11 protein-coding genes are annotated in these 11,284 nt (G+C 68.9%); 10 read left to right on the top strand and 1 reads right to left on the bottom strand.

What is annotated here, in order from left to right; all coding sequences use genetic code 11:
- Positions 1 to 216 precede the first annotated feature (216 nt).
- Entirely contained in the window at positions 217 to 693 is a 477-nt protein-coding gene (locus DFR50_RS26905; protein ID WP_170153410.1) for a helix-turn-helix domain-containing protein, read from the bottom strand.
- A gap of 199 nt (positions 694 to 892) precedes the next feature.
- On the opposite strand from DFR50_RS26905, the gene DFR50_RS26900 reads away from it, so the two are divergent.
- From DFR50_RS26900 to DFR50_RS26845, 10 genes are all read left to right on the top strand, one after another.
- Positions 893 to 1,123 (top strand): helix-turn-helix domain-containing protein, encoded by a 231-nt coding sequence (locus DFR50_RS26900; protein ID WP_113892636.1) that lies wholly within the window; start codon positions 893 to 895, stop codon positions 1,121 to 1,123.
- Between the two features lie 411 nt (positions 1,124 to 1,534).
- Positions 1,535 to 2,008 carry a hypothetical protein gene (locus DFR50_RS26895; RefSeq protein WP_113892634.1) on the top strand — a complete coding sequence of 158 codons (474 nt, stop codon included), beginning with the start codon at positions 1,535 to 1,537 and terminating at the stop codon, positions 2,006 to 2,008.
- Positions 2,009 to 2,322: 314 nt separating this feature from the next.
- Complete coding sequence (locus tag DFR50_RS26885) at positions 2,323 to 2,607, top strand: GcrA family cell cycle regulator (RefSeq protein ID WP_113892631.1); 285 nt, start codon at positions 2,323 to 2,325, stop codon at positions 2,605 to 2,607.
- Complete coding sequence (locus DFR50_RS26880) at positions 2,604 to 3,140, top strand: winged helix-turn-helix domain-containing protein (RefSeq protein WP_113892629.1); 537 nt, start codon at positions 2,604 to 2,606, stop codon at positions 3,138 to 3,140. The genes DFR50_RS26885 and DFR50_RS26880 overlap by 4 nt, the downstream gene beginning before the upstream one ends.
- Before the next feature lie 375 nt (positions 3,141 to 3,515).
- On the top strand, positions 3,516 to 4,073 hold the full coding sequence (locus DFR50_RS26875; protein WP_147262944.1) for a hypothetical protein: 558 nt from the start codon (positions 3,516 to 3,518) through the stop codon (positions 4,071 to 4,073).
- Between the two features lie 290 nt (positions 4,074 to 4,363).
- A complete protein-coding gene (locus tag DFR50_RS26870) occupies positions 4,364 to 5,599 on the top strand; it encodes a DUF7146 domain-containing protein (RefSeq protein ID WP_113892624.1) in 1,236 nt (411 codons plus the stop codon).
- Positions 5,596 to 7,446: a DNA primase family protein gene (locus DFR50_RS32365; protein ID WP_170153409.1), complete on the top strand. Its 1,851-nt coding sequence runs from the start codon at positions 5,596 to 5,598 to the stop codon at positions 7,444 to 7,446. The genes DFR50_RS26870 and DFR50_RS32365 overlap by 4 nt, the downstream gene beginning before the upstream one ends.
- Positions 7,443 to 7,691, top strand: a complete 249-nt coding sequence (locus DFR50_RS26855) for a hypothetical protein (protein ID WP_113892618.1) — start codon at positions 7,443 to 7,445, stop codon at positions 7,689 to 7,691. The genes DFR50_RS32365 and DFR50_RS26855 overlap by 4 nt, the downstream gene beginning before the upstream one ends.
- 91 nt (positions 7,692 to 7,782) lie before the next feature.
- Complete coding sequence (locus DFR50_RS26850; RefSeq protein WP_245428171.1) at positions 7,783 to 10,404, top strand: DNA methyltransferase; 2,622 nt, start codon at positions 7,783 to 7,785, stop codon at positions 10,402 to 10,404.
- Positions 10,405 to 10,955: 551 nt separating this feature from the next.
- Positions 10,956 to 11,270: an HNH endonuclease gene (locus DFR50_RS26845; protein ID WP_342634582.1), complete on the top strand. Its 315-nt coding sequence runs from the start codon at positions 10,956 to 10,958 to the stop codon at positions 11,268 to 11,270.
- Positions 11,271 to 11,284: the final 14 nt, after the last annotated feature.

The raw sequence follows: 11,284 nt of genomic DNA, 5'->3' as shown, positions 1-11,284 counted from the left end.
CGCGGCGTCGTCTTGGGTTGGGCTCGCCCGTTTCTTTTGGTGTAGATGTTTTTGTTTTGTTTTTTTCTGACGCGGCGGGGGGGGGGGGGGGGGGGGGGGGGGGGGTGACGTTGTCAACCAGTGAAACCTGTCAAGCGTGCTTGACAGTCAGCGCCTAAAGGGCGAAAAGCCCGGGGCCGGGGGCGGCAATGGATGCGCGGACGGAAGTGCTCGACGCTATTTACGCAATGCGAAGCGGATTACAGAATCGGCTCGCACTCTTATCTGGTCCTCCTCTGGCGCGGACACTCGAGGATCTGGAGGCACTCTCGAATCTTCTTGCAAAGCTTCGACCAGAAGGCGCGCCTCGTTATCCGATATTGGCTTCGATTCCAATTGCTCTTTCGCCGCATCGATCAGCCGCGCGAGGCGGCGCAGGTCGATCGGCCCTCGCGGGCGAGAATCGGCCGCAGCCTCGACGTCCGACAGATGGAACCGCTGTTGCGGAAGCGCCGCCGGAGGCCGCGGCTTCGGGCCGCGGCCGTCGACCAGCCAGTCGAGGCTGACCTTGAAGAACTTGGCGTAGCGCGACGCCTCGCGGCGGAACGGCCGCGTGCCGTTCTCGTGGTGATTGTAGGTCGCGACCTTGACGCCCATCGCCTCGGCGGCTGCGTTGGCCTTGTCGAATCCGCTGTCCTTGCGCGCCTGTCGCAACCTCGCCGCCGCGGCGGCTCTCGCTTCTTCGTTGTCCGCCATCGCCTTCGCCTTCCCTGGTGTATCCCGCGACGATCCGCCGCGGCGTCCCCGAAAATGCGCGCGGCGCAACGGAAACCGCGCCGCCGTCGGACCCTAACAAAAAAAATCATACGAAACGGATTGACGGCGCGATAATCCATAGCGTATCTTTTGGATTATGAGCGCAGACCCTTCCCGAACCGCCCGCCTGATCGAGCTCCTGAACCTGACCCAGGCGCAGATGGCCGAACGCCTCGGCGTCGCCCAGGCGACCGTGTCGCGGCTGGTCAACGGCCAGCGCGAGAGCGGGCCGGTCGCGATCCTGCTCGACGCGATGGAGCGCGAGGCGCCTCGCCAGCGGGTCGAAGGCGGCGGGCCCGTTCCCGCCGGAGCCGAGATTGCCCGATGACGCTTCCGACCCGCTTCTTCGCCAGGAATTCGCGCGCGTGCGCCGCAGCCTCCCGGCCGCCGTCGCGCGATGCGGCCGGCGTCGAGCCCTTGGCTTCGCCGGCCGCCTTTCCTCAGAAATCGCCCGTGGCTCGCGAGAACCGCGAGGACTGGGCGCGGATGGCCGAGGCTTACTGGCCCGAGCCGGCAGGCGTCGGCGTTCTGAACCCTCACCCTGACCGCTTCGCGGTCTGTCCCTCTCCCACAAGGGGAGAGGGGTTTTCGCCGCCGGTCGCGGCGCTCTTCGAGGGGTCGAGATCGGCCTTCGCCGCTGTTGACGCAGCGGCGAGGCGTTGGGTTCGTGGTCTTTGTCGGCATTGAGCATTTCCGGTCTCCTGCGACGGGAAGAACCGTCGCACGCGGAGACTTCCGAATGCGGAACATTTTGTTCCGAAATCAGAACCGAGAGGGCGTCGTGACCAGCATCACCACCGACGAATTCCTCATCCGGCAGCGGGACGTGCTGGCGGCGCTCGCAGGCCCCTGCGACCCCGGCGAAGCGTTCGACGCGATGATCCGCCGTGTCGCCCGGCGTGGAAAGCTTACCGTCTCGAAGGCGGCGAAGGCCTGGCGCGGCTACGCGGTGCTGCGCGGCGACGAGTGGGAGCGGTGCAAGGACGCGGTTTCGGGGCTTCAGGCGGGCGTCCTTCCGGACGAGGCCGACGAGGGGACGCAGGACGGCCGGGCTGGCCGTGGGAGGGCTCATGACTTCGATGCGGACACGGTGGCGAATCTGGTGGCGCGGATGGAGGCTCTCGACCGCAAGATCGATCTGGCGCTGGCGCGGCTCGCGAGCGAACCCGATCGCCGAGGCGCACCTGCTCTTGAAGCTGGCGCGCGAGCATAGCCGCCGCGCGCGCGAGCTCACCGCCCGCGCGGAAGCGCTGGCGCCGTGGCTGTTCGGCTGATGGGCCGGCCTCGCGAAGGCTCGTCGCCGGGGCTCAAGCCCAAGCGGAAGAAGACGGATTTCGACGCGGAGCGGGCGCGGGCGGTGCGCGATTGCGCGCGCCACCTCGCCGACCTCCGCCGCGCCCACGCCGCCGGGCCGCCCGGCGACGTGAAGGTGATGAGCGATCCGCTGCCGAAGCGGTTCTGGCCGACCCCGGCCGGGATTTTTTCCTCGCCGGCGCGGCTGTGCGCCGAACAATCGGGAGAACCACGATGGCCTGGTCGAAGGAGAACCTCCTGAACCTCGCCATCGCCGGGAACAAGCCCGACCTCGACCCTCACCCTGCCGGCTCCGCCGGCTGTCCCTCTCCCGCTTCGCGGGCGAGGGGAGAGGGTTTCGCGACGGTCGGGGTGACGCTGATGGCGCTCGAGCCGCATCATTGCCGCTGGCCGGTCGGGCTCGATCGCGCGCCGGGCGAGGGGCACGAGCTGTTCTGCGCCGAGGCGAAGGAAGGCCGCGGGCCTTACTGCGCCCATCACCGGAGGGCGGCGTCGTGACCCGGGCCGTGGACGCGGACCGCCGCGCCGAGATCGAGCGGCTCGAGGACGAGAACGCGGCCTTGCGGCTGCGGATCGACGACCTCGAGGCGGCGCTCTACCGGCCGGACCTCCTGATCCCCGACGCCTGGGGCCTGACGAAGCGCCAGCGCGACCTGTTCGGCGCGCTGATCGCGTCCGGCCCCGCCGTGCTGACGCGCGAGGCGGCGATGTCGGCCCTCTACGCCGGCCGCGACTGGCCGGAATGCGGAAAAATCCTCGACGTGCTGATCTGTCATGTCCGCCGCAAGATCGCGCCCGACGGCTTCGGGATCGAGACGGCCTGGGGGCGCGGCTGGCGGCTCGACGAGGCGACCCGCGCCGTCTTCTGCCGGCCGGCCGCGGCCTCGCGCGACGACGCGGTGCGGGCGGCGAGCGCGGCTTTCGGCGCCCGGCGGATTTCTGGCGCGGCGTTCGCGCGGCGCATGGAGGCCTGCGGGGCGGTCGCGGCCCCGGCCGCGGCGGGGCGCTCATCCCCGGCCTCGGCGCTCTGAACCCTCACCCCGCCGCGCTCCGCGCGGCTGTCCCTCTCCCGTGAACGGGCGAGGGGGACGCGTCCTTCACGAGGCTTCCCATGGACCCGCTTTCGATCGAAGGCTTTTCCGCTCCGCCGCCCGCCGATCATGGCGCGGTTCCGAGCTTGCAATGGGTCGCCATCGCCGATCTGCGCGTTGACCGCGCCTATCAGCGCGACATGACGCCGTGGTCGCGGAAGCACGTCGAGGCGATTGCGCGAAATTTCGACTGGTCGCTGTTCTCGCCGGTCGTCGCGGCGCCGGTCGTGGGGGGGGGGCTTCGCGCTCATAGACGGGCAGCATCGCTCCTGCGCCGCGCTGCTCGTCGGCGAGACGCATGTCCCGGCGATGATCGTGATCGCCGATACGCGCCGCCAGGCGAAGAGCTTCGCCGCGATCAACGGCTCGACCTTCAAGATGACGAGCATGGCCGTGTTCAAGGCGGCGCTCGCGGCCGGCGAGCCGGAGCCCGTCCGCTGCGCGGCCATCGCGGAAAGCTGCGGCGTGCGCATCCTGACCTATCCCAGCCAGGCCAGGCGGCAGCGGGAAGGCGACACGATGGCGGCCTCGTCGCTGCTGCGCGCGCTGGCCGATCACGGGGAAGACGCGCTGAGGCTGGCGCTGACCGCGATCATGGCGTCGCGGGGCTCGAAGTGCGGCCTCGTCGATTCGGCCAACGTGCGGGCGCTGGCGCGCCTCTTTCGCGAACACCCGATGAAGCCCGAGACGGTGAAGGCGGCCTTCGCCCGGATCGACCTGCGCGCGGCGCGCGCCGAGGCGCGGCGCGACGGCTTTCAGAGCCTCGCACTCGACATGAAGGCCGCGGTGGCGAAGCGGCTGCTGGCGCTGGCGAAGGCGGGCGCGAGGGCGCCGGCGCTGCCGGCGCCGGCGGCCGAGGGGAGGGCGGCGTGATGCGCGCGCGGACCGCGGCTGCGGCAGGGCGGGCTCGACGCATCCCCCCGTCGACCTCTTGCTGGCGTGAAGATCGGAAAGATCGGCCCTGTCAAGGGCGCGCTTCGCGCGCGGCCGAAGGCCGGCTTCGCCCCTTGACAGGGTCGATCTTTCCGAAAGGGTCTCGGCAAGAGGTCGACGGCTCGCCCTGCCTCCGGGGGACCGGGTGGCCACCGGTCGGCTTCGGCGTTGCGGACCCTCACCCTGCCGGCTTCGCCGGCTGTCCCTCTCCCGTGAACGGGAGAGGGTAGATGCTCTCCGAAGCAGCGCTGGCGGACCTTCGCGTCCGCAATCCCGTCGCCGACGTCGCGGTGCGGCTCGGGGCCGTCCTGAAGCGGCGCGGGCGCACGCTCATGGGGACGTGCCCGATGTGCGGGGGCGGGCGGAGCGCGCTGCGCTTCGAGATCAAGCGCGACGACGCCTGGGCGTGCGCGGTGTGCGCCGACGGTGGCGACGTGATCCGGCTGGTCGAGCGGGCGCAGGGGCTGAGCTTCCTGAAGGCGGTCGAATGGCTGGGCGGGGCGCAGGACATCGATCCGGAAGAGGCGGCGCGGCGCGAGCGCGAGCTCGCCGCCAGACGTGCGAAGCGCGAGGCCGATTCGGCGCGCTATCGCGAGGAAGAGCGGGCGCGGCTCTACCGGATGTGGCGGGAGGCGCAGGACTTCTGGTCGACGCCGGTCGAGGCCTACTTACGCGGGCGCGACATTTTCGCGCTCGACGGCGTGATCGTGAAGTTCGACCCCGCGGCGCGTTACTACGACGGCGAGATTGTGGACGAGCGCGGGCGGAAACGTCCACGGCTGATCTTTACCGGACCGGCGATGCTCGCGCCGTTCGTGGACGGCGGCGGCAAATTCCGCGGGCTGCACCAGACGTGGATCGATCCCGAGAATCCGGGCGAGAAGGCGACGATCGCCGACCCCGAAACGGGCGAAATTTTGCCGTCGAAGAAGATGCGCGGCTCCAAGGCCGGATGCTTTTTGCTGGTCGACCGGGTTTTTTGGGCGGCGCTGTCGGCGAACCCTCACCCGGCCTCCTCCGGAGGCCACCCTCTCCCGGGGGGAGAGGGGATTTTGCGGCTCGCCAGCGGCGAGGGGATCGAGACGACGCTGTCGGTGCGCCAGGGGGACGCCGACCGAAAATTTTTCTACGCCGCCGCCGGCGACCTCGGCAACCTCGCCGGCCCCGCGGTCGAGAGCGTGCCGCACCCGACGCTGAAGCGGGCGAACGGGCGGCCGGAGCGCGTGCCCGGCCCGGAACCCGACCTGTCGCGGCCGGGCCTGCCGATCCCCGATTCGGTGGAAGAGCTTTTGCTGATCCGCGACGGCGATTCGGAACCCTTTCTGACGGCGCTGGCGATGGAGCGGGCTTCCCGGCGCTACGCCCGGCCCGGGCGGCTGATCGGCGCGACGCCGACGCCGGAGGGGGTCGATCTGAACGACGTGCTGCGGGGCAAGGGGGGCGAGCGCCCCGGGGTCGCATCATGAGCGCCGAGGGCGAGGCGCGGGTGCGCGCCATCCTGGCGAACCCGGTGGTTCTGTCGGACGGGCGCCCTTCGCCCCGCGGGAGCGGGGAGAAGGTGGCGGCGCAGCCGCCGGATGAGGGGGCGCGCGCGGATGCTGGGCGCGAGCCGGCCGATATCGGCGTTGCGGACCCTCACCCTGCCGGCTTCGCCGGCTGTCCCTCTCCCGCAGGGGGAGAGGGTAGCTTCGGCGACGAAGGCGAAGGGCCGCCGTCGGACGTCGGCGGCGATCCGGCGATCGTGCGGGAATGCGCGAGCCTCGACCAGAGCGACACCGACAACGCGAAACGCCTGATCGCCCATTTCGGCCGCGACATCGCGGTCGTGGCGCGCGACGGCAAGCCGGGCGGCGACTGGATTTCGTGGGAGGGGCGGTTCTGGGATTACGCGTGCGGCCCGTCGCTGGTGACGCGGGCGGCGCAAAAAATCGGCGGGCGGATCGCGGCCGAGGCCGAGTTTCTGGGCTTTTCGGCGGAAGAGCGGCGGGCGGTCGCGGCGGCGGACGCGTTTTCCGCCGACGACAAGTCGCCCATCGCGGTCGCGGCGCGTTTCGCCGCCAAGGCCGCGCGCGACGCGCTGACGCGGCGAAAGCTGGCGCGCTGGCGGTTCGCGGTGTCGTCGAAGAATTCCGCCCGGATCAAGAGCATGCTGGAGATGGCGCAGCCGCTGACGCGAAAGCCGTCGGCCGACTTCAACAAGGACCCGCTGAAATTCGCGGCGAAGAACGCGACCATCGCCTTTCGCGTCGAGGACGATTGGGAGTGTCCCGATCCTGACGTCGTGCGAAAGATCGCGCGGGCCGAGGCGCGCGCCGGTCACGACCGCGAGGACTTTTTGACCGGCCTCGTGGGCTCCGACTACGACCCCGACGCGAAGGCGCCGAAATTCTTCACCTTCCTCGAGCGCTGCCTGCCCGACCCGGCGGTGCGGCGGACGCTGCAAAGCTATTCGGCGATGGGGCTTCTGGGCCTCTTGGCGCAAAAGCTCTGTTTTCATTACGGCGCGGGGGCGAACGGAAAATCGGTGTTTCTGGCGGTGCTCGCCGCCGTGATCGGGCCGTCGCTCGGCGTCTCGCTGCCGAAAGAGACGATCATGGGGACGGGCGAGCGCGGCGCTGGGCAGGCGTCGCCGGACCTGGTGCGGCTGTTCGGCAAGAGATTCGTCCGGATCGACGAGCTGAAAGAGGGCGAGGCGGTCCGCGAGGATCTCGTCAAGCGCCTGACCGGCGGCGACACGCTGGTCGTCCGCGACCTGTTTCAGGGCTATCTGGAATTCCCGAACGTGGCCACGCCGCACATGGTCGGCAACGGCTATCCGCGCATCGACGGCACCGACCTCGGCATCTGGCGCAGGATGCTCGTCATCCACTGGGGCGTCACCATCCCCGAAGCCGAGCGAAAGCCGTTCGACGCGCTGGTCGCCGAGCTTTTGAGCGAGCGGGCCGGGATCCTCAACTGGCTGATCGGCGGCGCGCAGGACTTTCTGGGCCAGGGTCTGGTGGTGGCCGAGGCCTGCGCCGCGGCGACGCAGGAATTCCGCGAGGACATGGACCCGATCGGCCGCTTCGTCGAGGCCTGCGTCGCGGCGGCGCCTGGAGAACGGGTGCAGGCGCGGGTGATGTACGAGGCGTTCAAGTCGTGGGCGATGGCGAACGCCGTCGCGGTGTTCCACGAGAACCGGTTCGGCCGCGACATGAAGCGGCGGTTCAAGCGCGACGATCGCGGCCACACCCGCGCTTATCTCGACGTCGCGCTGCACGACGTGCCGGCGCGGCCCGACCTTCCCGATGCGAACGAGAGGTTTTCGTCATGAGCGGCTCGTTTCCGCGCAGCGTGCGCGAAATGGAGGTGTGGAACGGGGCGATCGTCCAGGCGGCGGCGGCCGTCATGCGGGCGGCGGCGGCAGTGCGGGCGAAGCCGCTCGCCGAAGGCCAGACGCTGAACCGGCGAAGGGTGACGGTCGAGCTGATCGAGTTTCTGGGCGACGAGTTCGTCAAGCTCGGGATGACGGTGGCGGACCTCGCGGCGACGCCGGCGGAGGGGCGGGCCGATGTCTGAGGGCGGCGTTGCGAACCCTCACCCTGGCCGCTTCGCGGCCTGTCCCTCTCCCGAAGGGGGAGAGGGGCGCGCGCTGTCTTATGAGGCGTTCTTGCGGGCCAAGATTCCGCTCCCCGGGGCGGCCGAGCTGGAGGGCGAGGGGGCGCTCGACGCGAGCCCGTGGCTGAAGCCGCACCAGAACGACGCCGAGCACTGGCTCTACAAGGGCAAGCGGCGGGCGCTGTTCGCTTCGTTCGGCCTCGGCAAGACGCGGGTGCAGCTGCGGCTGATCCATCGGATCGTCAAACGCTTCGGCGGTCGGGGCCTGATCGTGATCCCGCTCGGCGTGCGGCAAGAATTCACCCGCGACGCGGCGATCATGGGGATCCCGGTGACGTTCATCCGCCGGATCGAGGAGGCCGCCGGCGACGGGGTTTTCCTGACCAATTACGAGACGGTGCGGGACGGCAAGCTCGATCCGGCGCTGTTCGTCGCCGCGAGCCTCGACGAGGCGTCCGTGCTGCGCGGCTTCGGCGGGACGAAGACGTTTCGCGAGTTCATGCGGCTGTTCGAGCCCGTGCGCTTTCGCTTCGTCGCGACCGCGACGCCGTCGCCCAACGATTACATCGAACTCCTGAGCTACGCGGCGTTCCTCGGCGTGATGGATGTCGGGCAGGCCAAGACGCGGTTCTTCAAGCGAGATTCGACCAACGCCGACAAGCTGACGCTGCATCCGCACAAGGCGGAGGAATTCTGGTTCTGGGTGTCGTCGTGGGCGCTGTTCATCCAGCGGCCGTCCGACCTCGGCCATTCCGACGAGGGCTACGCGCTGCCGGAGCTGCGCGTCCATTATCACACCGTCCGCACCGACCTCGTCGGCAAGGTCGCCGATCGCGGCGGCCAGACGATGATGTTTCCCGATCATGCCGCGGGCCTCGTCGGCGCGGCGCGCGAGAAGCGCGACACGCTGCCGGCGCGAATCGCCAAGATGCGCGAGATCCTCGACGCCGAGCCCGATGAGCACTTTCTCATCTGGCACGACCTAGAGGACGAGCGGCGGGCGATCGAGAGGGCGGTTCCGGGGGTCGTCTCGGTCTATGGATCGCAGGACCTCGAGGAGCGCGAGCGGCGCATTCTCGACTTCTCCGACGGCAAGATCGCGCGGCTGTCTACGAAGCCGGTGATCGCCGGCTCCGGCTGCAATTTCCAGAGACATTGCGCGAAGTCGATCTTTCTCGGGATCGGCTTCAAGTTCAACGACTTCATTCAGGCGCTGCACCGCATCTACCGGTTCCTGCAGACGCGCGAGGTCGAGATTCACATCATCTACGCCGAGAGCGAGCAGGCGATCCTGCGCACGCTCCTGCGGAAATGGGACCAACACAAGGCCATGGTGGCGAAGATGTCGGACATCATCAGGGAATATGGTCTCAGCCACGCCGCCATGGCGAAAGCGCTGGAAAGGTCGATCGGCTGCAAGCGGATCGAAGTTTCCGCCGAAAAATATCGGCTGGTCAACGCCGATTGCGTCGAAGAGACGAGTGGCATGGAGGCGAATTCGGTCGGGCTGATCGTGTCGTCGATCCCGTTCTCGACGCAATACGAATATTCGCCGTCGTACAACGACTTCGGCCACACCGACGACGACCGGCATTTCTGGGCGCAGATGGATTATCTCGTGCCGCAGCTGTTTCGCGTGCTGAAGCCTGGGCGCGATGCGGCGATCCATGTGAAAGACCGGATCATCCCGGGCGGCGTCTCGGGCCTCGGTTTCCAGACCCTGTCGACGTTCAGCTACGACTGCATCGCGGCGTTCCGGAAACACGGCTTCGCCTATCTCGGCGAGAAGACGATCACCACCGATGTCGTGCGGGAGAACAACCAGACCTATCGGCTCGGCTGGACCGAGCAATGCAAGGACGGGAGCCGGATGGGATTCGGCGTGCCGGAGAAGCTGCTCCTGTTCCGCAAGCCGCCGTCGAGCCGCGACAACGGCTACGCCGACGACCCGGTGCGAAAACTCAAGAAATGGTACATCGATCCGGTCAGCGAGCACGTCGACGAGGAGACCGGCGAGACGATCCCGGCAAGCCCTGGCTATTGGGACAATCCGGACGGCTACAGCCGGGCGCGCTGGCAGATCGATGCGCACGCCTATACGCGCTCCAGCGGCGACCGGCTGATCACGGCGGACGAGCTCGTCGGCTTCGAGGCCGCGGACGTGTTCAAGCGCTGGAAAGCCTTCGCGCTCGAAACGGTCTACAATTTCGAGCATCACGTCGCGATCTGCGAGGCGTTCGAGGAGCGCGGGCGGCTGCCGTCCGACTTCATGCTGATGCCGCCGCATTCGCGCCATCCGGACGTCTGGACCGACATCACCCGGATGCTGAGCGCCAACACGCTGCAATCGCAGCGCGGGGCCGAGCTGCACCTCTGCCCGCTGCAGTTCGACATCGTCGACCGCGCCATCAACCAGTGGTCGAACCCGGGCGACGTGGTGTTCGACCCGTTCGGCGGCCTGATGACCGTGCCGATGCGGGCGGTTCGATTCGGGCGGGTCGGCTGGGGGGTCGAGTTGAACCATCGCTACTTCCTCGACGGCTGCGCCTATGTCGAGGCGGAGGCGAGGAAGATCGATGTGCCGACGCTGTTCGACGCGCTGAAGGCGGAGGCGGCCGGGCGGGTCGCGGACGCGATCGTCGGGCAGGGCGCCGCCCGGATCGCGGCGGAGTGAGCGCCGGCCCGTGAGCCCCATGCGTCATCGGCCAGGTTCTCGACGGCTCGCGGGTCGGCGCGTGGATCGCGCTCCGGCCCGTGAGCCCGTTCGCGTGCGGCGCGGGCGCTGGTATCGTCGAGGATTGTCGAGGATTTGGCGAGGATTTGCGGGAATGCTCGACGGTCGAAAAAGGCAAGCGAGTGAGGCGCTTGGCGTGAGGCGTCGAGGCTATCGAGGATTTGCGCGCGCGTAATGTATGCGATGGGGTTCGGGGTTCTTGGAATGTTCTACGTATAGGGAACAATCCTCGAAATCCTCGAAAGGCTCGACAGACAGGCGACAAGGCGTTGAGGACATGAAGGAAAGAGGGCGTCGAGGATTGCGGGCGGCACGGCGTCGATCCTCGATAATCCTCGACGGGATGTCTGGCGACGCGGGCGACGTGCTTTGAAAAATTGAAATTGCTTGACGCGTTACTTCGGGTGTGCGTAAAAAAGAGGACAGTGCAAAGTGTGTCTGACGCGGCCGGTCGATTCGACCGGCCGTCGTCGTTTCGGGAGGGACGTCCGTTGGCCCTGCGCCACGCCAGGGCGAGGCTCCGCCCTCTGCCCACGGTCGCCGCCCGCCTCCCTCCGAAGACAGCCGCGCCATGGTACGGCATGCCCGAGCACAAGGCGTGGCGCGCCGAGGTGATCGCGCGGGCCGGGGGCGTCTGCCAGGGGCCGGGGTGCGGACGGCGCGAGCAGCGGATGTTCGCAGACCACATCGTCGAGATCAGGGACGGGGGCGGCCTGACGGACCCGGCGAACGGCCAGTGCCTGTGCGGCTCGTGCCACACGGCGAAGACGGCGGCGGCCCGGGCGGCCCGGATGGGCGCCCGCTAACCCCGCCCGGGGGG

It is taken from the genome of Roseiarcus fermentans (assembly GCF_003315135.1).
GTDB lineage: Bacteria > Pseudomonadota > Alphaproteobacteria > Rhizobiales > Beijerinckiaceae > Roseiarcus > Roseiarcus fermentans.
This window is presented reverse-complemented; position numbering and strand designations above follow the sequence as displayed.